21 protein-coding genes, 4 tRNA genes and 1 riboswitch are annotated in these 23,741 nt (G+C 70.5%); of the genes, 9 read left to right on the top strand and 16 right to left on the bottom strand.

The genetic code is table 11. From position 1 onward, the window contains the following. Positions 1-64 precede the first annotated feature (64 nt). Positions 65-1,111, top strand: a complete 1,047-nt coding sequence (locus ABT130_RS16455; protein ID WP_350956232.1) for a hypothetical protein — start codon at positions 65-67, stop codon at positions 1,109-1,111. Between the two features lie 66 nt (positions 1,112-1,177). Here ABT130_RS16455 and pcp read toward each other — a convergent pair whose 3' ends face one another. The 5 genes from pcp to ABT130_RS16430 all read right to left on the bottom strand — a co-directional run bounded on the left by pcp (position 1,178) and on the right by ABT130_RS16430 (position 6,074). Continuing rightward, the gene (pcp, locus tag ABT130_RS16450; protein ID WP_350956230.1) at positions 1,178-1,804 is read right to left on the bottom strand and encodes a pyroglutamyl-peptidase I; all 627 of its coding nucleotides are present in this window, start codon (positions 1,802-1,804) and stop codon (positions 1,178-1,180) included. Then, the gene (locus tag ABT130_RS16445) at positions 1,801-2,178 is read right to left on the bottom strand and encodes a thiol-disulfide oxidoreductase DCC family protein (RefSeq protein ID WP_350956228.1); all 378 of its coding nucleotides are present in this window, start codon (positions 2,176-2,178) and stop codon (positions 1,801-1,803) included. The genes pcp and ABT130_RS16445 overlap by 4 nt, the downstream gene beginning before the upstream one ends. 28 nt (positions 2,179-2,206) lie before the next feature. Next, complete coding sequence (locus ABT130_RS16440) at positions 2,207-4,060, bottom strand: endonuclease/exonuclease/phosphatase family protein (RefSeq protein WP_350956226.1); 1,854 nt, start codon at positions 4,058-4,060, stop codon at positions 2,207-2,209. A gap of 85 nt (positions 4,061-4,145) precedes the next feature. After that, positions 4,146-5,153 carry a hypothetical protein gene (locus tag ABT130_RS16435; RefSeq protein WP_350956225.1) on the bottom strand — a complete coding sequence of 336 codons (1,008 nt, stop codon included), beginning with the start codon at positions 5,151-5,153 and terminating at the stop codon, positions 4,146-4,148. Between the two features lie 33 nt (positions 5,154-5,186). After that, on the bottom strand, positions 5,187-6,074 hold the full coding sequence (locus ABT130_RS16430; RefSeq protein ID WP_350956223.1) for a hypothetical protein: 888 nt from the start codon (positions 6,072-6,074) through the stop codon (positions 5,187-5,189). Between the two features lie 279 nt (positions 6,075-6,353). On the opposite strand from ABT130_RS16430, the gene ABT130_RS16425 reads away from it, so the two are divergent. After that, positions 6,354-6,935 carry a hypothetical protein gene (locus ABT130_RS16425; RefSeq protein WP_350956221.1) on the top strand — a complete coding sequence of 194 codons (582 nt, stop codon included), beginning with the start codon at positions 6,354-6,356 and terminating at the stop codon, positions 6,933-6,935. 124 nt (positions 6,936-7,059) lie between these two features. Here the strand turns inward: ABT130_RS16425 and ABT130_RS16420 are convergent. The 5 genes from ABT130_RS16420 to ABT130_RS16400 form a co-directional block, all read right to left on the bottom strand. Further along, positions 7,060-7,131: transfer RNA gene (locus ABT130_RS16420), tRNA-Val, on the bottom strand. A gap of 14 nt (positions 7,132-7,145) precedes the next feature. Then, a tRNA-Gly gene (locus ABT130_RS16415) sits at positions 7,146-7,217 on the bottom strand. Positions 7,218-7,290: 73 nt separating this feature from the next. Beyond that, a tRNA-Cys gene (locus tag ABT130_RS16410) sits at positions 7,291-7,361 on the bottom strand. Between the two features lie 26 nt (positions 7,362-7,387). After that, positions 7,388-7,459: transfer RNA gene (locus ABT130_RS16405), tRNA-Gly, on the bottom strand. Between the two features lie 89 nt (positions 7,460-7,548). After that, on the bottom strand, positions 7,549-9,795 hold the full coding sequence (locus ABT130_RS16400; protein WP_350956219.1) for an N-acetylmuramoyl-L-alanine amidase: 2,247 nt from the start codon (positions 9,793-9,795) through the stop codon (positions 7,549-7,551). A gap of 153 nt (positions 9,796-9,948) precedes the next feature. Between ABT130_RS16400 and ABT130_RS16395 the strand changes: the two genes are divergently transcribed. The 7 genes from ABT130_RS16395 (at position 9,949) to ABT130_RS16365 (ending at position 19,035) form a co-directional block, all read left to right on the top strand. Continuing rightward, the gene (locus ABT130_RS16395; protein ID WP_350920009.1) at positions 9,949-10,224 is read left to right on the top strand and encodes a hypothetical protein; all 276 of its coding nucleotides are present in this window, start codon (positions 9,949-9,951) and stop codon (positions 10,222-10,224) included. A gap of 11 nt (positions 10,225-10,235) precedes the next feature. Further along, positions 10,236-12,056: a glutamine--fructose-6-phosphate transaminase (isomerizing) gene (gene glmS / locus ABT130_RS16390; protein ID WP_350956217.1), complete on the top strand. Its 1,821-nt coding sequence runs from the start codon at positions 10,236-10,238 to the stop codon at positions 12,054-12,056. Between the two features lie 105 nt (positions 12,057-12,161). After that, on the top strand, positions 12,162-13,184 hold the full coding sequence (locus ABT130_RS16385; RefSeq protein WP_350956216.1) for a Bug family tripartite tricarboxylate transporter substrate binding protein: 1,023 nt from the start codon (positions 12,162-12,164) through the stop codon (positions 13,182-13,184). 4 nt (positions 13,185-13,188) lie between these two features. Then, a riboswitch (cobalamin riboswitch) is annotated at positions 13,189-13,390 on the top strand. Positions 13,391-13,506: 116 nt separating this feature from the next. Continuing rightward, positions 13,507-15,762 (top strand): ribonucleoside-diphosphate reductase subunit alpha, encoded by a 2,256-nt coding sequence (locus ABT130_RS16380; protein WP_350956214.1) that lies wholly within the window; start codon positions 13,507-13,509, stop codon positions 15,760-15,762. Positions 15,763-15,828: 66 nt separating this feature from the next. Beyond that, positions 15,829-16,824: a ribonucleotide-diphosphate reductase subunit beta gene (locus ABT130_RS16375; RefSeq protein ID WP_350956212.1), complete on the top strand. Its 996-nt coding sequence runs from the start codon at positions 15,829-15,831 to the stop codon at positions 16,822-16,824. Positions 16,825-16,869: 45 nt separating this feature from the next. Beyond that, a complete protein-coding gene (locus tag ABT130_RS16370; RefSeq protein ID WP_350956210.1) occupies positions 16,870-17,979 on the top strand; it encodes a mechanosensitive ion channel family protein in 1,110 nt (369 codons plus the stop codon). A gap of 255 nt (positions 17,980-18,234) precedes the next feature. Then, complete coding sequence (locus ABT130_RS16365; RefSeq protein WP_350956208.1) at positions 18,235-19,035, top strand: enoyl-CoA hydratase/isomerase family protein; 801 nt, start codon at positions 18,235-18,237, stop codon at positions 19,033-19,035. On the opposite strand, the gene ABT130_RS16360 is transcribed toward ABT130_RS16365, so the two are convergent. The 6 genes from ABT130_RS16360 to ABT130_RS16335 form a co-directional block, all read right to left on the bottom strand. Further along, the gene (locus ABT130_RS16360) at positions 19,014-19,385 is read right to left on the bottom strand and encodes a VOC family protein (RefSeq protein WP_350956206.1); all 372 of its coding nucleotides are present in this window, start codon (positions 19,383-19,385) and stop codon (positions 19,014-19,016) included. The two genes, ABT130_RS16365 and ABT130_RS16360, sit on opposite strands and share 22 nt — an antisense overlap. Before the next feature lie 209 nt (positions 19,386-19,594). After that, positions 19,595-20,320 carry a TetR/AcrR family transcriptional regulator gene (locus tag ABT130_RS16355; RefSeq protein WP_350956204.1) on the bottom strand — a complete coding sequence of 242 codons (726 nt, stop codon included), beginning with the start codon at positions 20,318-20,320 and terminating at the stop codon, positions 19,595-19,597. A gap of 111 nt (positions 20,321-20,431) precedes the next feature. Continuing rightward, complete coding sequence (locus ABT130_RS16350; RefSeq protein ID WP_350956202.1) at positions 20,432-22,303, bottom strand: ABC transporter ATP-binding protein; 1,872 nt, start codon at positions 22,301-22,303, stop codon at positions 20,432-20,434. After that, a complete protein-coding gene (locus ABT130_RS16345; RefSeq protein ID WP_350919980.1) occupies positions 22,300-22,815 on the bottom strand; it encodes a hypothetical protein in 516 nt (171 codons plus the stop codon). Before ABT130_RS16345 ends, ABT130_RS16350 begins: the two co-directional genes overlap by 4 nt. 37 nt (positions 22,816-22,852) lie before the next feature. Continuing rightward, positions 22,853-23,395, bottom strand: coding sequence for a MauE/DoxX family redox-associated membrane protein (locus ABT130_RS16340; RefSeq protein WP_350956252.1), 543 nt, complete (start codon positions 23,393-23,395; stop codon positions 22,853-22,855). Positions 23,396-23,491: 96 nt separating this feature from the next. After that, positions 23,492-23,680, bottom strand: a complete 189-nt coding sequence (locus ABT130_RS16335; RefSeq protein ID WP_350919974.1) for a hypothetical protein — start codon at positions 23,678-23,680, stop codon at positions 23,492-23,494. Between the last annotated feature and the right edge of the window lie 61 nt (positions 23,681-23,741).

Here is a 23,741-nt window from a genome sequence, read left to right as displayed (position 1 = left end):
CATACTCATGAACTCCGTATCTTGATCCGCCGATCCTGGCGAGACCGGACAAGGAGACCCCCACATGAGTCAGATGAAGGCCGCACCGGCGGAGCCGTTCGGGTTGAAACGGGACGCCGGCGGCCTCGTGGCCGGGATCAAGGTCCTGGAGAAGGAACTCCAACGGGTCTCCCTCGACACCGTGCTGGCCAAGGCCAATCGCGTCGCGGCCAGAAAGGGATCGACCGGTGCCGGGGCGTTCGCCAAGATGACTCCCAAACCCGTTGACTGGTACTGCTTCAACGCGGACGACAACGTCACCAGGGAGTGGTACCCCCAGGGCCTGACCTCCGCCTCCGACGCCGGGATCGGCGGGAACACGTTCGTGGTGAGCTGGTACCACTCGCCGACGTCGGGGGCCGAGCGGGGCGTGCGCCTGACCTTCCTGAACACCGCGACGCTCCGCTACCGGCACGTCCTGCTGGTGCGGGTCGCCGCCGACGGGAACATCGCGCCGATCAACATCCACGCCGGCGGCGTCGCCTGGTACGGCGGCCTGCTGTACGTCGCCGACACCACGCGGGGCCTGCGGGTGTTCGACACCCGGCAGATCTTCGAGGTCAACGGGGAGGGCACGGCCGAGATCGGCAGGAAGGACGGCAGGTACGAGGCGTTCGGCTACCGGTACGTGATGCCGCAGACCGACGCCTGGACCACCACCAGCGGCACGGTGCGCTTCTCCTACACCGCCGTCGACCGCAGCACCACCCCCCACACCCTGATCTGTGGCGAGTACGTCGACACGGCGGGCACGGTCGGACGGGTGGCCCGCTGGTCGCTGACCGCGCAGGGGGCACCGAACGCCCCCGCCGGCGGCGTCGTCCAGGCCGTGGACGCCTACGCGCTCCCCGTGAGCAAGGTCCAGGGTGCGCTCTCCTACAACGGCACCTGGTACCTCAGCCAGACCGCGGGCGCCGCGGGGAACGGCACCCTGGTCGTGGTCGGCGACACGGTGCGCAGACGGCCCTACCCGGTGGGGCCTGAGGACCTCACCTGCGTCCGCGACAAGAAGACGCTGTGGAGCGTGACCGAGTTCGCGGGCCGCCGGGTGGTGTACGGCGTGCCGCTCTGAGCGGCGGGCCGCCTTTCCCCGGAACGGGGACGAAAGGAGCGGACGGCCCCGACGCGGGGCGCCCGGTCAGTGCAGGGAGCCACCGACCAGGCGGAGATCACCGCCCAGCGAGACGGAGACGGCGGTGGTCACGATCGCCGTGAGCGCCTGGGCGGACACCGAGACGGGCATGGAGGGCCTGGCCTCGCCGAGGACCTGCTCGGGGCTGTACGGCAGGTGCACGAAACCTCCGCGGACCCCCGGCCGCTCGGTGGCGATCAGGTGCATCAGGCCGTAGAAGAGGTGGTTGCACAGGAACGTGCCGGCGCTCTGCGAGACGCTCGCGGGCACCCCGACCGCCCGCGCCGCCGCCACGCACGCCTTCACCGGCAGCGTGGCGAAGTAGGCGGCAGGGCCGCCGCGTACCACCGGCTCGTCGATCGGCTGCCGCCCGGCGCCGTCCGGGACGCACGCGTCGTCGAGGTTGACGGCCACCCGCTCCACGGTCACGTCCGGCCGTCCTCTGGCCTGCCCGACGCACACGACCACCGCAGGATCGTGCTCGGCCACCGCCGCGCGCAACTGCTCGAGCATCTCGCCGAACCGGCAGGGGAGCAGCGCGGTCCGCACCCCGGGTACCAGGGCGATCGCCTCCCACGACGGGTTGCCGCCGCCGTCGAGCGGCTCGAACCCGGTGAGCAGGACGCCCTTCATCGGCGGTCCGGAGGCATGGCGCAGGCGGGGGTGCCGCCGGGCAGGCGGTGCCGGTTGCCGGCGATCAGGCGGTAGAGCCCCTGGGCCGCCCAGCGCAACGGCGGGACCCGCAGCGCGAACCCCAGCGGGCTCCACGGGAGACCGGCGGCGATCAGCAGCATGGCCACCGCCTGCGCCCCGCCGTGCACACCGCCGTCCTGGACCCAGAGCACCTCGCGCTCGGCCCGTTCGCGTGTCACGCCCAGCGCCGGAAGGTCGGTGAACTGCCAGGGGACGACCAGGGCGCGAACCCCGATGCGGCGCTCGGCGAACCTGACGCTCGTCGTGCAGAAAGCGCAGTCGCCGTCGAAGATCAGTACAGGTCGTCCTGTCATGCACCCGACACTACCCAGCGGAACCCGATCAAGGCCCGGCGACCAGGGTGACCGCTATCGGGCGGTGGTCGGAATGCGGGACATCGGGGTTGACCTGGTCCTTTCCGGTGAAACCCGGGGTGACGAGCACATGGTCGATCTGCTCGACCGAGTGTCCCCGGGACGGAACGGTGTTGAACGGCCTGGCCGGGGCGAGGGGGTCGGTCAGGCCCGCGCCGGTCAGCACCTCCCAGGCCCGGTCCCCGGGCTGAAGGTTGAGATCGCCGGCCACGACCACCGGGGCGCCGCCCCTGAAGGCCTCCCTGACGATCCCGCCGAGCTGCTCGACCTGGTCGAGCTCGCGCCAGCCCGGCGGAGGCTGCAGGTGGGTGCCGATCACGGTGATGTCCCCGCCCTGCCAGCGCAGCCCGACCTCCAGCGCCTGCGCGCCGGTCGGTCCGCCCTGGACCAGCACGTGGTTTCTTATCGAGGTGATCGGCAGCGTGGTGAGCAGGGCGTCGCCCCACACCTCGTCGGTCGCCGGGGCCCAGATGTAGTGCATGCCCAGCCGCTCGGCGATCAGCCGCACCCCGTCGTGGCCGCCGTTGAGCAGCCAGCCCCGGTCGGCCTCGCTCAGCACCACCACGTGCGGCCGCAACTCCCTGAGCGCGTCGGCCTGCTGCTCCAGGGAGAGCCTGCCGGACTCGCCGTACCCCATCCTGATGTTGTAGGCCGCGACCCGCAGCCCGTCACGCGGTGCCTCCCAGCGAGGCTGCTCCCCCTGCCAGAGGGGCACGGCCGCCACCAGCGCGACCGCGGCCACGGTGGTCGCCGCGAACCGCCGGTCGTAGGAGCGGCGCGGCAGACCCGTGCCGCCCGCCAGACCCAGGACCGCGACGACGAGCGCCGCGCCGACCGGCACCCACTGGTTGGAAAGGTAGAGGTCGTAGGCGGCGTAGTAACCGAAGACGAACACGACGAACAGCAGCATGCCTCCTGCCGCGGCCAGGCCCCGCCGCGCCGCCCTGTCCGGGCCGAAGGTCGTCGCGGCGTGCGCCAGACAGGCGCCGAGCGCGAGCTGGCCGATGATCTGCGCGGCGATCGTCCAGCCGGGTGCCACACCGTGGACGCCGTCCACGGTGGCCCTGCCCAGGGTGAACGCCACCGCCGAGGCCACCAGGGCGATGGCGGGCGGGAGCGGGCGGCGCAGCACCGGCAGCGCGGCGGGCGCCGCCGACACCACCGCGAACGCCGCCACGATCACGGCGGCGGCCTGCTGGGCGGATACGGTCGCCGCCTGGGCGTGCGCGGTGTTGCCTGTGTAGAGACCCCAGAGCAGCAGGGCGGGGCCGATGGCCAGCCAGGCACGGGGGGCGCCGGAGTACTCCTCGTCCGGGAGTTCCGCCCGGATCAGGAACAGACCGAAGAGTCCGAGTTCCACAGCCAGCAGCGCCCACGGGATCGCTCCAGGCCGCCACATCAGGTCGATGCCGTCCAGCGCCGCGTGGATCACCGTGGAGGCCGCCAGGCCGGCGATCACCCCGGCCATCACGGGCCGGGCGTCCCGGCCGCCCATCGCGGTCGCCACCAGCCAGACCAGGCCGGCCAGCAGGCCGAGGCTGGCCACGTACAGCTGCGGGTCCCCGCCCCCGGTCAGCTGGAGCGCCAGCCGGGCCAGGAGCAGCAGGCATCCGGCACCGAGGGCGATCAGCCGCGGCTGGACGAGCCTGGCCAGCGGGACGGTCAGGAAGGCCAGGACGAACCAGGAGAGGGCGTACAAGCCCATCATCTCCGCGGGAGTGCTTCCCGCCCGGCCGAAGAGCGTGATCAACGAGGGCAGGAAGACCCGTAACACGTCGACCAGCACGACCACGCCGAGGGTTGTGTCCAGGCGGATCCGCATGCTACCTCCAAAGAACGCGAGCTATCCTCGTCTTCTTCGCGGTGCATGACAAGGGCCGGTCCGCCCGGGGAGGGAAGATCCGTCTTCAGGGAGCCGAAGGTTCCTCTCCGGAGTTCGGGGGATGGACAGGCCCGCTCGGAGCGGTCGAGGGGCCGGCGGCCCCGTTGGCGGCTCCGTTGGCGGCGCTGTCGGCGGCCCCGTCGGCGGCAGAGCGGTCGAGGTGGCGGAAGGCCTCGTGCGCCGAACGGACACTGTCGCGCAGCGCCTGCTCCAGGTGGCCGGCGTCCTCGGTCAGCTTCCCTATCTCCGGTACGGCGAAGGCGTCCGCGCCCGACTCCGCCAGGAGTTCCTCATAGCGGGGAAGCCGTGAGCGGAGTATCTCGATCTGCTCGTGGGCGCGTAGCGCCCGCTCGGCGTCGGACACGTGGCCCGCGTAGCGTTCCAGGGCCTCCACCCGCGCGAGCACGGCGGCCTCGCTGGCGGCCAGGGCACGCTCCAGCGGCGCCATGGCCGCGGCCACCTCCGGCGTGCTGCCGCCGTAGGCGAACTCGTGATGCTCGTTGCGCAGTGCGGAGAGCTTGCTCAGCAGCTGGGCGATCTCCCATTCCTGCGAGGGGAGCATCACCGCGTTGCGTACGTCGTCGAGCATGCCCATGGCGTTGACCCGGGAGCGCAGGATGAAGTCGATCGCCTGCTGGGCCCGTTCGAGCAGCTGGCCGGCGTTGTAGTCGAAGTCCTCGGCGGGCAGCAGGTAGCGGCCCTCGTACCAGCGGGCCTCGCGATACAGGTCGTGCTCGATCGCCTCCAGCTCCAGCGGCTCGCGGGCGGTGAGGAAACCGACGAGGACCACGAGGGCGAGCAGGGCGAGCACGAAGAAGAACAGCTGCCCGGCGTCCGCGAGGAAGAGCAGGCAGGCCAGCAGGAGCGCCGACATCGCCCCTCCGGACCACAGGAAACGGACGGGCAGCCGGGAGGCGGGCTCAGCGGGCTCGGGGCTCCAGCCGGCGCGGATGCGCGACAACATCGATGCGTGCTGGCGGAAGAGATCGGCGGTCCGGGCGGGCACCTCGGGATCGACCACCACTCGCCGCACAGGCTCGCCCCTCCATCCGGTCAGGTTCTCACATCATCGGTCGAGATGGCGGAACGCCTCGTGCGCCGAGCGTACGCTCTCGCGGAGCGCCCGCCGGAGCATGTCGGCGTCATCGCTGAGATGCCCGATCTCCGGTGCGGAGAACCTGGCCGCGCCGGTCTCGGCGACGAGCTGCTCGTACTCGGGCAGGTGAGCTCGCAGGGCCTCGATCTGTCCATGGGAGAGCAGGGCGCGCTCGGCGTCGGACACGTGCCGGGCGTAGCGTTCCAGGGACTCCACCCGCGCGAGCACGGCGGCCTCGCTGGCGGCCAGGGCACGCTCCAGCGGCGCCATGGCCGCGATCACCTCGGGGCTCCTGCCGCCCCTGGCCAGGTGGCGGTGCCTGGCCCGCAGCGCGGAGAGCTTGGTCAGCAGCCGGGCGATCTCCCACTCCTCGGCGGGGAGCATCACCGAGTTGCGCACGCTGTCGAGCATGCCCATGGCGTTGACCCGGGAGCACACGATGAAGTCGATCGCCCGCTGGACCCGGCCGAGCAGGTTTCTGGCGTCGTGGTCGAAGTCCTCCAGGATCAGGAAGTGCCCCTGCCACTGCAGGGAGTGCTGGTACAGGACCCGCTCGATGGAGTCGGCGGGTGAGGGCTTCCTGGCGAGGTAGATCACTGTGAGGATGAGGAGGTAGAAACCGACCAGCAGGGTGAGCACGGCCGCGGACGTCGGGATCGGGACGGCGCCGAGTGCCAATCCGGCCGCCGCGACCGCCGCCGAGCCGCCGAAGAGCCCTACGAGCACTCCCGGAACCCGGGGATCGTCGTCCCCCCTCGGGACACGTCCGGTGCGAAGGCGATAGAGCAGGGGCCCGTTACGACGGAGGAGTTCGGCGATGTCCCTCGGCACCTCAGGATCGACTACCACGCGCTGCACAGGCTCGCCCCCTTTGCCACGTTTCAAAAGCATAGCGATTAACGGTGTTTCAGGTTATGCGTCCTCCCATGGTGCCTCTTTTGGTGCCTCTTTGCCCGCCGGTGACGCGGGCCAAAAAGGTGATCGTGATGATTGTTCCGGACCCGAGGTCGCGTCAGGCGGGGTTCGACCGGGGAAGTCCGGGTGAGAGCAGGTGGGGAGGGCCTTTCCCGGGCGCTCCGGCGGACCTCGCGAGGCCGAGGTTGTCGGAGGGGGACCGGGTACGACAAAGTGATCAAAATGAAGGAACGGTTCGTTTCCGTCGCGGTCCTCGGGCTGGTGGTGTCCGGCTGCGGTTCCGAGGCGTCGCTCGGCCAGAGCGTGCTGGATCAGGCGCGGCGGCAGGGAGCGGCTCCGGAGCTGATCTACGCACTGGATCTGCCGGGGTACCGGCTGGCCGAGCAGTCGGTCGGCGTGATCGGGGACGACGGGTTCGGAGCCTTCTACTTCTCCGGGAGCGCGCGCGTTCAGCTGAGGGTCGACCGCGGCACGTTCAGCGACGCCCGGTGCGCGGACACACCGCTGATGGACGCGGACCCGCCGTCGGCGCCGGTGAGGTGCGAGCGTGACGAGGTGGGCTGGTACCGCTCGGGCGGGGGCCGCCATGAGTACACGGCGGTCCGAGCCGATCACCTCATCCGGTTGAACGGCCGCGTCGGTGAGGTCGACCGGGCCGCGCTGAAGGCGGCCGTGGCCGGAGCGCGGCAGGCGATCCCGGACGGTTCCGGGACGCCCTCGCCGCTGCCCGGCCCGGTGGAGCGCGGCGATCTGCCGACCAGCGGCGACGGTGCGCCGAACAACGAGGTGGGACCCGGCGGTTGACCCGCGGGCCGTGCGGGATCCGGACGCCGGGGCCTCGCTCCTGTCGCTCGCGCGGGTGGCACGGTGCGGGTGGCACGGCACTGGGAAACAGAAAATCCCAGGCCGAGGGCCTGGGATTTCTCGGTGGACGATACAGGGATTGAACCTGTGACCTCTTCCGTGTCAGGGAAGCGCTCTCCCGCTGAGCTAATCGTCCTCGGGTACCACCAGAGCGGAAGACGGGATTCGAACCCGCGACCCTCACCTTGGCAAGGTGATGCTCTACCACTGAGCCACTTCCGCATTTCGCTTCGGGTTTCCCCTCGGCGCTCGCACAACCCTACCGGATCCCGGGGGGTCCGTAGGTCGTGCGCTGAGGTGGAGACGGGATTTGAACCCGTGTAGACGGCTTTGCAGGCCGTTGCCTCGCCTCTCGGCCACTCCACCAGCCAGATCCTGAAAGGACCTGCCGGAGCGGAAGACGGGATTCGAACCCGCGACCCTCACCTTGGCAAGGTGATGCTCTACCACTGAGCCACTTCCGCGTGCTCCCCGGGGACGAATCCGGGGCACGTGAAAACTCTAGCGCCTCCGCGGGGCGGATGCGCGCAGAGATCGGGTCTGACGAAGATCTTCACCTGCTGACCGGTTGGACGTCGGAGGCCCGGACGAACATGATCCGGTGCCCGAACTGGATCTGCCGGTAGCGGATCTCGCCCCTGACGACGCGGTGCTCGGCAGGATCGAAGGCGGCCGCCCGCAGGTACGAGGCACGGGTCGTCGGGCCGGAGCTGTAGACCTGCCCGGCGGGTATCGAGTACTGCAGCGGGGTCAGGGGCTGCACGGGGACGCCCACGGGGTAGGCGTGCGCCTTCGGATAGGCCCTGCCGTACACCTTGATCGGGGAGCGGCCGGGTCTGGGCGTCACCAGGGGGCCTGACGCGGGCAGGGAGGTGGGGGCCTCGGCGGGGTCGCTGAACCACGCCTTCCGGCCGAGGTACCAGATCGCGGTCCAGCCGTCCCTGCGCTCGGCGAGCGCGTACCGCTGGCCGCTGGAGGCGCGGGCGGCGTGGTCGTAGACGCTGTACGTGGAGTCGCCGGTGGGGTGCTTGCCGATATCGGAGACCAGTGGCGCGGTGTGGGAGGGGCGGGTGTGCAGCCAGACCGAGGAGGCGCCCAGGCTGCGGCACCCTCCAGGACAGCCGGTGAAGTTCGGGCTGTTGGTGCCGTAGTCGGGCTTGATCAGCACCGAGCGCGCGGCGTCACCGCCGGAGGCGCGCAGCGGGCTGCCGAGCAGTTCGAAGTAGTGGCTCCAGTCCCAGTACGGGCCGGGGTCGTCGTGCATGCCGCCCACGGTCTCCGGGGTGGTGCCCGGCACGTTGTCGTGCCCCAGGATGTGCGCCCGGTCGAGAGGGACGTCGTACTTGGCCGCGAGGTGGCGTACCAGTCTGGCCGAGGCCCGGTACATCGCCTCGGTGAACCAGGATCCGCCCCTGGCCAGGTAGCCCTCGTGCTCCAGGCCGATGGAGCGGGAGTTGACGTACCAGTTTCCGGCGTGCCAGCCGATGTCCCTGGCCCGTAGGTGCTGGGCGATGTGGCCGTCGCTGGAGCGGATGGTGAAGTGCCAGCTCAGGTATTCGGGGTTCTTGACCAGGCGGGTCATCGCGTCGTAGCTCGTCTCGCCGTCGTGGATCACGATGTAGTCGATCTTCCGGGGACCGTCGGAGCGGTCGTGGTTGCCGTAGCCGCCGCCCTTGAGCCGCCGGTAGACGGCGGGGAGCCACTCGCAGGAGACGTTCCTCGGGCAGTCGGGCCCCGCAGTGGTTCCCGCAGTGGCCCTCGCGGTGGCCCCCGCAGTGACTTCCGCGACGGGAGCCGCCGCGAGGGCCGCCGTGGGTTTCGCTGTGGGTCTCGCTGTGGGGGCCACTGTGGGTGCCACCGCGGGTCTCGCCGTGGGCAGGGGGGAGGGGGCTGCGGCGAGCACGGCGGCGATCTTCGTGGCAGGCTCCGTCGCGGGTTTCACGACGATGTCCGTGACGGGTGCGGGGGTGGGGGTGGGGCCGTGCGCGCGGCGCTGTGCCATCGGAGCGGGCGGTTCGGGGAGTGGCGCCCGCGGTGCGGAAAGTCCCGGCGTCGCGGGCAGCACCACCCGTTCGCCGTCGTCGGTCACCCGCGCGGCACCGGCCTGGATCGTCGCGTAGACCTCGTCGGCGAAGGACCGTGCCGCCTCCGTTCCCACGGTGCCCTCTTCCGGTACGCCGGGATAGCGGGCCACCGCGTCGTACCAGCCCGCCGGGCCGGTGCCGGGGCTCCCGCCGGTGCGGCGCCGGTAGTCGGCGAGCAGCGCGGCACCGCCCATGATGTTGGCGGAGGGGTCCTCGCGCAGCCGGCGGAGGGGCAGGCCGGTCAGTTCCGAGGCCCGTCGCAGGGTGTCCTGGGGCGGGGCCGGCGCGACGGGCGGAAGAGCGATCACGCGCGGCCGGGTCTCGTCGCCGCGCGGGTCCTCGCCGACGCCGTGCGGCCGGCCCGGCCTGGCCCGGCCGTCGACCAGATGCATCGGGCCGTAGCCGGCGGAGACGCTGGGCAGGCCGCGGTGGCCCTCCCAGCGGGACTCCAGGTAGGAGACCGCGAGCAGTACGCTCTCCGGCACCCCGTACGTCCGCGCCGCCTTCGCGAAGGCGGCCTGCCTGCCGGACCGCGCACCCGTTCCCGCCGATGGCGGCGTGCCGGCGACAGCGCCGGGGGAGGTCTCGGTCGTGGTGGATGCCGGGCGCTTCCGAGGCCGTGTCACCTGATCCCCCGGGTGTGCCGCCTGTGCTGGGACGGCCGAGACCAGTACGGCGAGAGCGGCGACGACGGTGATCCCCGGTAGGCGGCGCATGATGGTTCCTCCCCCTCTGATGGCTACTTAGAGTTATCAGAGATTGCCGATTGTCGCGCGTTGTGGCGGGGTTGCGGCATTGTGGAGATTCTTTGCCCGAAATCGGGCAGGAAACTTGGTGTGCTCTCTCCCGGATGCGTATGGTCCTGCTCTGTGCCCACGACACGGCATCCGTATGAGGATCTGATCACCCACCTGACCCGGACGAGCGCCCTCGGCCCGGGCGAAGCGGCGCGAGTCGTCGCCGACGTGCTGGCCTACTTCTCCGAACCCCTTGAGGAGTTCGTCAGGCGGCGTCACGGGGAGCTCAAGGGGAGAGGGCTGGTCAATGACGAGATCTTCCCCAGGCTGGCCGCCGAGCTGGCGGTACGCCGTGTCGCGGCACCCGAACTCTCCCTGCGCCAGCTGCGCCGGATCGTCTATGGATAAGGAACGGTTACATGTGTGGAATCGTGGCCTATGTAGGGCCCAAGGACGCGGCCCCCATCCTGCTGGAGGGTCTGCAGCGTCTTGAGTACCGGGGCTACGACTCGGCCGGGGTGGTGGTCTCCAACAAGGGTCTGAAGATGCGCAAGGTCAAGGGCCGGGTGGCCGACCTGGCGGCGGTCGTGCCCGCGCGGTTCAAGGGCGGACTGGGCATCGGCCATACCCGCTGGGCCACCCACGGCGCGCCCAGTGACGTCAACGCCCACCCTCATCTGTCCACCGACGAGCGCATCGCCGTCGTGCACAACGGCATCATCGAGAACGCCGACGAGCTGCGCGCCAAGCTGGAGGCCGACGGCGCGATCTTCCTGTCGGAGACCGACACCGAGGTGCTCTCGCACCTGATCGCCCGTACGGTCAAGGAGGCCGACTCCCTGGAGGAGGCCGTCAGGACCGCCCTCAAGCGGGTCGTCGGCACGTACGGCATCGCGGTGATCGACTCCGAGCGCCCCGGCGAGGTGGTGGTGGCCCGCAACGGAAGCCCCATCGTGCTGGGCATCGGTGAGAAGGAGATGTTCGCCGCGTCGGACGTCGCCGCGCTGGTCCGCTACACCCGCCAGGTGGTCCACCTGGAGGACGGCGAGATCGCCGTGCTCAAGGCGGACGGGTTCAACACCTTCGCCAGCGACGCGCGGGAGACGGCCAAGGAGACGCTGACCGTCGACTGGGAGGCGGGGCACTACGACACGGGCGGTTACGAGCACTACCTGCTCAAGGAGATCTCCGAGCAGCCCGACACCGTGGCCAGGACGCTTCGCGGGCGTCTGGACGACCGCTTCCACATCGCCCACCTGGGCGGCCTCAACATGGACGCGCGGGAGACCCGTTCGTTCCGCCGGGTGAAGATCATCGGCTGTGGTTCCGCGTACTACTCGGGCCAGATCGGCGCGCAGCTCATCGAGGAGCTGGCGCGCATCCCGGCCGACGCGGAGCCGGCCAGCGAGTTCCGTTACCGCAGCCCGGTGGTGGAGGCGGACACCCTGTATGTGGCGATCAGCCAGTCGGGGGAGACCTACGACACCCTCGCCGCCGTCCAGGAGCTCAAGCGCAAGGGTGGCCGGGTGCTCGGCATCGTCAACACCGTGGGCAGCGCGATCGCCCGTGAGTGCGACGGCGGCGTCTACCTGCACGCGGGTCCCGAGGTCTCGGTGGCGAGCACGAAGGCGTTCACCTCGACCGCCGTGGCCTTCGCGCTGCTCGCGCTGCACCTCGGCCGGGTGCGTGACCTGTCCCCCGCCGACGGCCGCCGGATCTGCGAGGGCCTGCGGAGGCTGCCGGACCAGATCAAGGAGATCCTGACGCTGGAGCCGCGGCTCAAGGAGCTGGCGCAGAAGTACGCCGAGGCGCCGAGCATGATGTTCGTGGGCCGGGTCCGGGGATATCCGGTGGCCCGCGAGGGCGCGCAGAAGCTCAAGGAGATCTCCTACGTGCACGCCGAGGCGTACCCGGCCAGCGAGCTCAAGCACGGGCCGCTGGCGCTGATCGGCCCGGACATGCCGACCGTGGCGATCGTCCCCGACGACGAGCTGCTGGACAAGAACCTCACCACGCTGGGTGAGATCCGCGCCCGGGGCGGCCGGGTGCTCATGGTCGGTCACCGCACGGCCGACCCCAAGCTGGCCGACGACTGCGTCGTGGTGCCCAGGAACGAGACCGAGCTGGACCCGATCCTGCTGTCGATCCCGCTTCAGCTCTTCGCCTACCATGCCGCCGTGGCACTGGGGCGGGACGTCGACAAGCCCCGCAACCTGGCCAAGAGCGTCACGGTGGAGTGAGACGGCTCCCGGGGCGGCCGCCGGTGGTGGCCGTCCCCGGCCTGTAACAGATAGTGATAAGAGGGTAACCTATGGTATAGGGGGTTCTTGGGGGAAGGGGCGCTTATGCGCCGTAGGAGGTTTTTCGCGCTGGTGGCGGGTGCCATGGTCGTCGCGGGCTGCGACCTGAACGGTGACTCCGCCGACTCGGCCGTGGGCCGCCTGAGCATCCTCGAACCCACCGCCGACGGCCACGGCTGGGACGGCATCGCGGGCAGGCTCGCCTCCGTCCTGGTCCTGTCGGGACTGGCGCGCTCCGCCATGGCCGTCGAGCGGCCGGGAGCCCTGGGTTCCATCCCGCGTGACGCGTTCGGCGCCGTACGCGGCTCGTTCACGCACGAGGGCACGCTGCTCGTCACCGCGATGCCGATGGTGACGGCCGCGGAGATCGCCAACACCGCCGCGGTGGTGGACGCCGCCACCCCTCTCGCCCGCCTGGTCGGCGACTGGACGGTCCTGGTCGTCCCCTCGGACTCCCGCCTGCGCACCTTCGAGGACTTCGCCGCGGAGCTGCGCCGCAACCCGGCGGTGCTGACGGTCGGCGGCCGGCCGGAGGGCGGTTCCGACCACGTGCTCTACGGCATGATCGGCAAGTGCCTCGGGGTGGACGCCCGGTTGCTGGAGTACGCGGGGTTCCTCGGCGCCGAGGATGCCGCCGAGGCGCTCCAGGTCGGACGGGTGGCGGCCCTGCTGGGGTCGGCCCGCGCCCTGCGGCCCGAGATCACCGCGGGCCGCCTGCGTCCCCTGGTGGTCTCCTCGGGCAGTCGGCTCGACGGGATCGACGCGCCGACGCTCCTGGAGGTCGAGGTCCGGCTGGAGTACAGCGACTGGTGCGGCCTGCTGGGACCCAAGGGCATGAGCCAGACGGATCGGGACGCCGCGATCGCCCTGTGTGACAGGATCGACGCCGCGCCGCGCTGGCGCGCCCTGTGCGCGGCCAATGGATGGAGCCGGGTCTACCTCAGCGGCGACGACTTCCGCCAGTGGCTCTTCACCGAGACGGCCCGCACCCGCGGGGTGCTTCACGAGCTCGGGCTACTGAAGTCCTCCGACACAACTTGTTGGGGTAGTTGCGTCAGACGCCCCTAGATGTAGGATCCTGCTCGTTGCTGGTTCGCCCCGGGAGGGGCGAGGCAAGAGGGAACCCGGTGAGATTCCGGGACTGCCCCGCAGCGGTGAACGGGAACGAAAGCCGTCATGTGAGCACTGGGTGAACCATGCCCGGGAAGCGACGGCCGGTAGGCATGCGCAGGGCGCCCGTGAGTCCGAAGACCTGCCGGTGACGTGATTGTCCAGGGCCTCGTGGGAGGGCCCGCGGAACGAGGCGGTCCGGCGTGCCCGGGATCGCTCGCGGACGCGTGCCCCTCCGGCGGAGCCGTACGGGGAAGTCAGAGCGAGCGAGGAACACCACGTGACACAGGCCTTGGCAGAGACCGCAGCAGGGATCGCGGCGGGAACCGCGGCGGAGAACGCCGGGAACGCGCCGGTCGATCGCAGGCTGGCCATCGACGAGGCGGCGGCCCGGGTGATCACCGACCCCGAGAACTCCAGGGTCGCCGCCGCGCTGCTGGCCGAGCTGATCGCCGACGAGGCCGCCGAGCACGGCGTCCGCGACTTCTCCGAGTCGGTCGCCGCGACGCACGAGGCGGGGCTGATCGCCGACGGGCTCGCGGAGTTCGTGGCCGCCCACGCCGGGGTCCTGGACGCGCTCATCGAGCCGGACGCCGACGCCAGATTCGAGTACTTCGGGCTGCGTACCGTCTACGACCGCTACCTGCTGCGTCACCCGCGCACCCGCAAGGTGCTGGAGCGCCCGCAGCACTTCTTCCTCCGGGTGGCCTGCGGCCTGTCCGAGACCGTCGAGGAGGCCGCCGAGTTGTACGCGCTCATGGCCACCCTGTCCTACCTGCCCAGTTCGCCCACGCTGTTCAACTCCGGCTCGCGCAGGCCCCAGCTCTCCTCGTGCTTCCTGCTCGACTCGCCCCGCGACGAGCTGGAGGCCATCTACGAGCGCTACGGGCAGGTCGCGCGGCTGTCGAAGTACGCCGGGGGCATCGGGATCGCCTGGAGCCGGATCCGCTCGCGGGGCTCGCTGATCCGCGGTACCAACGGCCATTCCAACGGCATCGTGCCCTGGCTGCGCACCCTGGACGCAAGCGTCGCCGCGGTCAACCAGGGCGGCCGCCGCAAGGGCGCGGCCTGCGTCTACCTGGAGCCCTGGCACGCCGACATCGAGGAGTTCCTCGAACTGCGCGACAACACCGGCGAGGAGGCCCGCCGCACGCACAACCTGAACCTGGCCAACTGGATCCCCGACGAGTTCATGCGCCGGGTCGAGGCCGACGGCGTGTGGTCACTGTTCGACCCCAAGGAGGTCCCGCACCTCACCGACCTGTACGGCGCCGCGTTCGACGACGCCTACCGGGCCGCCGAGGCCGAGGGCCGGTTCACCGCGCAGCTCCCCGCCCGCACCCTGTACGGCCGGATGATGCGCACGCTCGCCCAGACCGGCAACGGCTGGATGACCTTCAAGGACGCGGCCAACCGGACCTCCAACCAGACGGCCAGGCCGGAAAACGTCATCCATCTGTCGAACCTCTGCACCGAGATCCTCGAGGTCACCAGCGACGCCGAGACCGCGGTCTGCAACCTCGGCTCGATCAACCTGGCCGCCCACCTGTCCGGGGACTCCGGAGAGGGCATCGACTGGGCGCGGCTGCGCGCGACGGTCCGCACCGCCGTGCGGTTCCTCGACCGCACCATCGACCTGGGCTTCTACCCGACCCCCGAGGCCCGGGCCGCCAACCAGAGGTGGCGCCCGATCGGGCTCGGCGTGATGGGCCTGGCCGACGTGCTGTTCACGCTGCGGCTGCCGTTCGACTCGCCGCGGGCGCTGAAGCTGTCCACCCGGATCTCCGAGGAGATCGCGCTGGCCGCCTACCGGACCTCCTCGGACCTGGCCGTGGAGCGGGGCCGCCACCCCTCGTACCGGGAGACCAGGGCCGCCGCCGGGGTGCTCCACCCCGACCACTACGGGGCCGCGACGTCGGCCGCGTGGACGGAGCTCAGGGAGCGGATCGCCGGAACGGGGCTGCGTAACTCGCTGATGATCGCGATCGCGCCCACGGCCACGATCGCCTCCATCGCCGGTTGCTACGAGTGCATCGAGCCGCAGGTCTCCAACATCTTCAAGCGCGAGACCCTCTCGGGTGAGTTCCTCCAGGTCAACCGCTATCTCGTCGCCGACCTACGGGCCCGGGGGCTGTGGACCTCGCGGATCCGTGACGCGATCAAGCGCGCCGACGGCTCCGTCCAGGACATTCCCGAGATCCCCGCCGACCTGAAGCTGCTCTACCGGACCGCCTGGGAGCTGCCGCAGAAGGCGCTGATCGACCTGGCCGCCGCACGCACCCCGTACATCGACCAGTCGCAGTCGCTGAACCTGTTCATGGCCACGCCGACCATCGGCAAGCTCTCCTCGATGTACGCCTACGCCTGGAAGTCGGGCCTGAAGACCACCTACTACCTGCGCTCGCGCCCGGCCACCCGGATCGCGCAGGCCACCGTGGCGGCACCGGTGGCCGGGGAGGTCCCCGTCCCCGTCCTCGACCCCCAGGCCGTCGCCTGCTCCCTGGAGAACCCCGAGTACTGCGACGCCTGCCAGTAGGCCTGCCGGCGGCCCGTCCCGAGGGCACCCCGTCACCCCTCAGCCACTCCGAAAGGCATTTTCCCGATGTTGCTCGACCCCGGCATGGATCTCACCCTGCGGCCGATGCGCTACCCCGAGTTCTACGAGCGCTACCGGGCCGCGATCCGCAACACCTGGACCGTCGAGGAGGTGGATCTCGCCTCCGACCTGGCGGACCTGGCGAGGATGACGCCCGAGGAGCGTCACCTGATCAACCGCCTCGTGGCGTTCTTCGCCACCGGCGACTCGATCGTGGCCAACAACCTCGTCCTCAACCTCTACCAGCACCTCAACGCCCCCGAGGCGCGTCTCTATCTCAGCAGGCAGCTGTTCGAGGAGGCGGTGCACGTCCAGTTCTACCTGACCCTGCTGGACACCTACCTGCCCGACCACGACGAGCGGGTCAAGGCGTTCGCCGCAGTCGAGCACATCCCCTCGATCCGCGACAAGGCGGAGTTCTGCTTCCGCTGGATCGACTCGCTCGGCGGGCTGACCCGGCTGGAGACCAGGGAGGACCGGCGGACGTTCCTGCTCAACCTGATCTGCTTCGCGGCGTGCATCGAGGGTCTGTTCTTCTACGGGGCCTTCGCCTACGTCTACTGGTTCCGCGCCAGAGGGCTGCTCAGCGGCCTGGCCACCGGGACGAACTGGGTCTTCCGTGATGAGTCCATGCACATGGAGTTCGCCTTCGGCGTCGTGGAGACCGTGCGGGCCGAGGAGCCCGGCCTGTTCGACGACAAGCTCACCGAGCAGGTCACCCAGATGATCGAGGAGGCGGTGGCGGCCGAACTGGCCTTCGCGGCCGACCTGTGCGGCGACGGTCTGCCGGGAATGGGGGTGGAGCAGATGCGGCGCTACCTTGAGTACGTGGCCGACCAGCGGCTGGTCAGGCTCCAGATGCCCGTCCGGTACGGCACGGCCAACCCGTTCGCGTTCATGGAGTTGCAGGACGTGCAGGAGCTGGCCAACTTCTTCGAGCGGCGGGTTTCGGCCTACCAGATAGCCGTCGAGGGGAATGTCGCTTTCGACGAGTCCTTCTGATTGGCTGATGGTCCGGGGAAGAGAGCGACGAAGGGGCAGTCGTCAGTGTCCAGCTGGATCATCATGATCATTTCCGTGGCCGCCGCAGTCGTGGCGGTCGAGGTGGTGCGCAGGGTGCTGCGCTCACGGCTGATCGGTGAGAAGTGGGCGCTCGCCGGTCCGGTCGTGAGCCGCTGCACCTGGCCGGGGTTCGCCATGGCCGCCGTGGCGACCGCCTACACCGCCTACGAGCCCGGTATGGCGGAGGGCTCAGTCAGCCAGGTGATCGACCGCGGCCTCAGCGTGGCGATGATCGGGTGCGCTACCTGGCTGGTCATCCAGGCCGCCTACGCCGTCACCGACGTGGTCCTGGACCGCCTGGTCACGGTCCAGGGCGAGGGCAACCGCAGGGCGCGCCGCATCCGTACCCAGATCACCCTGGTCCGCAGGGTCGCCTCGGCGGTGATCATCGTGGTGGCGCTGGGCGCGATGCTCTTCACCTTCCCCCAGGTGCGGGCGCTCGGCGCCGGTCTGCTGGCCTCGGCCGGGATCGCCGGCGTCGTCGTCGGCATCGCCGCCCAGTCGACACTGGGCAACCTGCTCGCCGGCCTTCAGCTGGCCTTCAGCGACGCGCTCCGCCTGGACGACGTCGTCGTGGTGAAGGGCGAGTGGGGCCGCATCGAGGAGCTCAGCCTGACCTACGTGGTGCTGCGGCTGTGGGACGAGCGCCGGCTGGTCCTGCCCGTCTCCTACTTCACGACCAACCCGTTCGAGAACTGGACCCGGCACAGCAGCAGGGTGATCGGCCACGTGTTCATCCGGGTCGACTGGTCGGTGCCGGTCGAGGAACTGCGCACCGAGCTCTACCACGCCCTGCGCGTGCACCCGCTCTGGGACCAGAAGGACTGGACCCTCCAGGTCACCGACACCCTTCCCAACGGGCTGCTGGAGTTGCGCGCCCTGATGAGCGCCGCCGACTCCGCCAGTGCCTGGGACCTCAAGTGCGACATCCGCGAGCACCTGGTGGCCTTCGTCCGCGAGAAGTACCCCCAGGCTCTGCCTCGTTTCCGGGTCGAGAATCCGCCCCTGCCCGCCACCCTTCCCGGGACGCTCACCGGCCTGACGGCGCCGGCACGTTCCGGCGATGAGGATGGTGGTCGGCCGGCTCCGTCCTGAGGCGGCCGGTTTCCTGGGCCGGCCGCGTCGGGAGTGCGGTCCGGAGGCGTCCCGCGATGTCCGGTGGGCAGAGTCCTCCGGATGTCTCGGATACCGAGGTCGCGGCGGCACCCGTCGCGGCCACCGCGGCCGTTCGGGCGCGGTGGCGCACAGGAGTGCTCACTGCAAGGGGCAAATGATGCCGAACGTGTGGTTTCTCATGCTTTGGGGTGGTCTGACGACAAGATCATGAAGCGTACCGGGAGAATCTATCCCGTGCAGATCTCCGAAGGCTTTGAACTGTCCGTCGACCAGCATGTCGCCACGTTGAGGATCAACCGCCCAGAGAAGCGCAACGCGCTGAGCGCGGCCATGTGGCGGGCCCTGCCCGCGCTGCTCGCGCCGCTGGCGGACGATCCGGCCGTGCGGGTGCTGGTGCTCACCGGGGCGGCAGGTACCTTCTGCTCCGGGGCCGACATCTCGGAGATCGCCGAACTCGCCGGCAACGGTGACGAGAGCGGCGATGACACGGGGGCGACAGTCGCCGCGGAGCGGGCGCTGGCGGAGTTCCCCAAACCGGTGATCGCGATGATCGAGGGCTTCTGCGTGGGCGGCGGCTGCCAGCTCGCCCTCGCCTGTGACCTGCGCCTGGCCGCCGAGGGAGCCCGTTTCGGCATCACTCCCGCCAAGCTCGGCATCGTCTACCCGCCGAGCTCCACCCGCCGCCTCACCGCCGCCGTCGGCCCGTCCACCGCCAAGTTCCTGCTCTTCTCCGCGGAGCTCATCGGTGCCGACCGCGCCCTGCGCACCGGCCTGGTGGACGAGGTCCTGCCGGCAGCGGAGCTGTCCGAGCGCGTGTACGGCCTCGCCCGCACCCTGGCCGGCCGCTCCCAGCTGACGGTGGCCGCCGCGAAGGAGATCGTGGACGGCCGCGCCGACGAGGCGCGCTTCCTGCTGTGGCAGAAGGAGGCGCGTGAGGAGGTCGCCGAGGGCGTCGCGGCCTTCCTCGAACGTCGTCCGCCCCGCTTCACCTGGACCGGCCCGGGGCGTGGCGGTCAGTCGGACATGACCTCGTAGAGGTTGCCCGTCTCGTCCGCGAAGAACAGGCCGCGCGGGCGGAGTGGATGGTCGATCCGCCCATTGTCGTGGTGGGCGGGGTGGTTGCCGTACGGCACGCCCCGGTCCTTGAGCCGGGCGAGGATCCCGTCGAAGGTGGCCGGGTCGACGTCGAAGGCCAGGTGGTGCCCTTCGGGGTCTGCCACGGTCATGAAGTCGAGGGTGAGAGACCCGTTCACCCGGACCGGGGCGAAGTGACCGTGTGCCCCGGCGGGCGGCAGGCACTCCAGGTTCATGATGCCTGCGAAGAAGTCGGCCGCCTCCTGCCTGTCGAGCGCGGGCACGATGGTGTGGTTCAACGTGATCGTCATTGCGGGGCCTTTCTGTGGGGTCTTCGGAGATCGTCCGAGGACGGGGCAGAGGGGTGCGGTCAGGTGAGATCGGGGTGGGCAGGGGGGCCGCCGGGCACCCGGTAGGCCGCGACGCCCTCCTTCGGCCGTGACGCTCCGAAGCGGCGGCCCCGGGGGTCGGCCGGGCGGATGAGGCCGAGCGGGACCGGGCCGGCCCACGGCGAGTCGGCTCAGGTCAGGGCGCCGTGGACGAACACGTCGACGAGGTCGGCACTCAGCTCGGGGGCGCCCTCCGGCTGGCGGGCGCTGGAGAACACCATGGCGAGGAAGAGCGCGGCCAGGCGTTCCGGGGGCAGCCGGAGGGAGTCGCGCTCGGGCTCGAACAACTCGGCCAGCGCCGTGTGGGTCTCCCTGAACGAGGACTCCCGGTCAAGCCGGGCCGCATCCTCGCGCTCCGGTGACGGATCTCCCTCCCCTCGGCTCGGGGCGGGCGTTCCGGCCTCCTGCTTTGGCGGAGAGGGCGCGCCCGCAGGGGCCCGGGACGCCGCCTCGGGGCCTCGAGAGGGAAGCCGCACACCGGGGCGGTCGCGAGGGCGGCGCCCTGAGGCGTGCAGGGCGGCGATGACGGTGCCGATCCGGGCCATGTGCGCCCGCATCGCGTCGGCGGCCTCGACGAGACGCCCGGCCAGCGGTTGGTCGAGCGGGATCGCGGCGAGCTGTTCCAGCACGTGGTCCGGGCGGAGCGCCTCGGCCATGCAGGCGTCGAGCAACTCGTCCTTGTCGGTGAACGCCCGGAAGATCGTGGCCTCGCCGATTCCGGCGGCCCTGGCGATCTGGGCGGTGGTCACCGCGGCGCCGTACTCGGCGACCAGGGGGAGGGCGACGGCCACGATCATCTGGCGGCGCCGCTCCGGGTTCATTCCCGGCGCGCGCCGCCGGGCGGCGGTGGTTTCCATGCACCTAGTATTCGGAGTGAGTACTCACTCCGTCAATGACTCCTGACCCGGCGGCGATGGTCGGAACGCCCATGCGGGTGATCTGCTTGGCGAGCCATTCGGGGGGGCCGGTCACTGAACGCCGGCATCCTCGCGATAGCCCCTGGCCTGCACCTCGAACAGCTGGGAGTATCCTCCGCCCGCGGCCATGAGGTCGTCGTGCGTTCCCCGCTCGACGATCCGGCCGTCGCCGAGTACGACGATCAGGTCCGCGTCGCGGACAGAACCGAGCCGGTGCGACACGAGCAGGCTGGTGCGCCCCATGCGATGCTCGCGCAGCCGCCGGTGCATCTCGTACTCGGCCTGCGCGTCCAGAACCGAGCTGGGTTCGTCGAGGATGAGCAGGTCGCGCTGCTCGCGCACCATCGTGCGGGCCAGGGCCAGACGTTGCCACTGGCCTCCGGAGAGCAGCACCCCGGTCTGCGTGTCCTCCTCCTCGTCCCCGAAGAAAATCCGGCTCAGCAGCGTGTCGTAGCCTCGGGGCAGCGCCTCGACGATGTCGTGGACGTCCGCCATCCCGGCGGCGGCCTGGATCCTGGCGCGGTCGGACAGAGCCTCGATCTCCCCCACCCCGATGTTCTCCGCCGCGGTCAGGTCGTAGCTCATGTAGTCCTGGAAGAGCACGCCCATCCTGGCGCGCAGTTCGGCAGGTGGTACGGCGCGCAGGTCCACGCCGTCCCAGAGGATCGATCCCCGGGACGGATCGTAGAACCGGCACAACAGCTTGATCAAAGTGCTCTTGCCGGCCCCGTTGAGCCCTACCAGCGCGACCGACGTGCCGTGCGGGATCGTCAGGTCGACTCCCCTCAGCACCCATGGGTGGCTCTCGTCGTATCGAAACCACACATCGCGCAGTTCGATGCCCCGCCGCAGCGCGGGCAGCGTGGTGGCCGACCCCTCCGTGGAGCGACGCGGCGGCGGCAGGTCGTCGGGCAGCGATGTCACCTGCTCGTGGTAACCGAACAGGGACAGCGCCTGACGGGCGTTGGCCACGTTCTCCACCACCGAGATCAGTGCACCCTGCGTTCCGGCCACGGAGGCGGCGAACGCGGTCACGTCGCCGAGGCTCAACCGGCCGTCCACCGCCGCGTACACCGCCCAGATCAACCCCACGCCGCTGACCGCGGCGGAGAGCGTCGCGAGCAGCGACTGGGTGAGCGCCTCCCGCCGGTCCAGCCGCCGCTCACCGGCCTGGACGGTGGCCAGCTCTCCGAACATCCGATCCTTGAGGAAGCCGCCCAGCCCGAAGAGCCGGACCTCTTTCGCGGCCTGCACGTCGGTGATCATGGAGGAGTAGAAGAGCTGCCGCCGGATCGACGTGGACTGCCCGGCGATCATCATCATCCGCCGCTTCTCCAGCGACATCCGGGCGACCAGGGCGGGAATCGCCGCCAGCGCCACCAGTCCCGCCATGAGCGGGCTCAGCACGGCCAGGGCGGCCAAGAGACTGACCAGCGTGATGGCATTGCGCCCGATGTCGAACAGACCCGAGGTGATGGGCGCCAACGTGCTTCCCGAAGCCTGGGTGGCCAGGCGCAGCCCGTCCAGAAACGCCGGATTCTCGAACCTCGACAGGCCCTGGAATCCGTTTACCGCCGTGTACAGGCGGTCCTGCATCAGGCGATCCAGCCTGCGCTCCGACTCGGCCCGCAGGTACATGATGAGCTGCGGCAGCACACCGGAGACCAGCCCGATGGCGGTGAGGCCGCTGACCGGCAGCAGTACGTGGTCGGGGCGACCGGTCGCCAGCTCGTCGATGAGAAGCTTCGTCATCCACACGGTCCCCACGGGCAGCAGGCCGCCGACGACGGTGACCGCCAACTGGGACGCCGCCAGACCGGGTCCGGCCCGCCAGCACAGTGACGTCACCGTGCCGACAGCTCGCAGCAGCCGCCGCAGCCGGCCCTCACCTGGCTTCGCGTCGGAGGCCAGGGATGCCGTCATTTCGCCGACGCCATCTCGGCGAGGGTCGTGAGTTCCGTCTGCGCCGCCACGATCGTGCCGTCCGGGCCGACGCGCAAGAACGTCGGGAAGGCTTCGACGCCGACCGCCTTCACCAGGCTGTCGGCGCGTTCGGCCGTGATGACGCTCGACACGTCGGCAACCATCTGGACAAGGTCGTCGGCCCTCGGACCGGCACCGGAGATGACCGCCATGGCAGCCTGGGCGCGGGCCGTGACGGCGAACTGTGGCGCGTGCTCGTGGCACGCGTCGCAGTTGACGTCGAAGAACGCCACGAGTCGCGGCCGGTCGACACCGTCGGTGTCGGTGTCGGTCCAGGGCAGGGTACGTCCGACCAGGACTCCCGGGTCGTAAGGAGCGAACCGCGTCCCTCCGGCGAGGCGCGCCAGCTCGGCGGTGTGCTCGCGAAGGCGGCGCAGCACCGCGAAGGTGAGCAGCAGGTCGAAGACGCAGAGCACGCCGACCAGCACGACGGCGGCGATCAGGAAAGTCATCGGACAACCTCACTTAGGGACGTCAGGCGCAGGCACATCAGTGCGGCGAGCCGGAAGTGGTGAACAGGCCCATCAGGTCGTCGAGGCGCACCACGATCAGGACGCCCACGGCGGCGGCGGCCAGCGCGAGTGCGACACCGGCCGGGTGCGCCGCGGGCCCGGTGCCGCCGACGGCGGCACCGGCCGCCAGTCCGACGCAGCCGATCGCCGTCAGAACGAGATTGCGCACCACGTGTGTCCGGCCCAGCGGGGTGACGGAAGCGCCGAAGCACCGGCACGGCGTGTGCCGCCCCCGTCGCAGGGCGACCGAGATACCGACGGTCAGGACGATGAGCAACGCCGTCGCCGCCGCGAAGCCCAAAAGCAGGGTGTACGGCAGCACGAGTGCGAGGATCACCACGGCCTCCGCCCCCAGCACGGCGTACGCCGCCGCCACGGACCTCGCGCGCGGGAACATCCCGAGGGCCACGATCGAGGCCACGTACTCGTCGAGCGCCGCCCGCCCGCGCACCTTGCCCGCCAGCGCGATCACGAAGACGCCGGCCAGCAACGCCTGGCATGCGATCATCAGATAGAGCATCTTCACCGTCTCACGAGTCGTACTGTCCGGCGTGTTTCGCGGATCCCCGTGTGGTGAGGATCCGCGAAACATGCTCGGACTACAAGTTCGGCTCGGTCAGCACTTTCCGTGCTTCTCGCAGCCCTGCACGCAGCCGGTCGTACCGCCGACGACGTAGCAGAGCTTGGCGTATCTGGTCGTCCCGTAGCAGTAGCAGGTCTGCCAGAAGGAGGCGTCAGCCTTCGCGGTCGCCTTCGGCACCAGCTTTCCGAGGAGGTGGTCGCCGAGCTTTCCCAGAACGTTCATGTGGATTCAGTCCTTCATCGAGCGATGTGGGCAGCCGAAACGCTATTTTGGGGACGTACAG

Source organism: Streptosporangium sp. NPDC001681 (assembly GCF_040298085.1).
In the GTDB taxonomy this organism is placed as follows: Bacteria; Actinomycetota; Actinomycetes; order Streptosporangiales; family Streptosporangiaceae; genus Streptosporangium.
The sequence above is the reverse complement of the archived record's forward strand: the minus strand, read 5'-3'. Positions and strand labels throughout refer to the sequence as shown.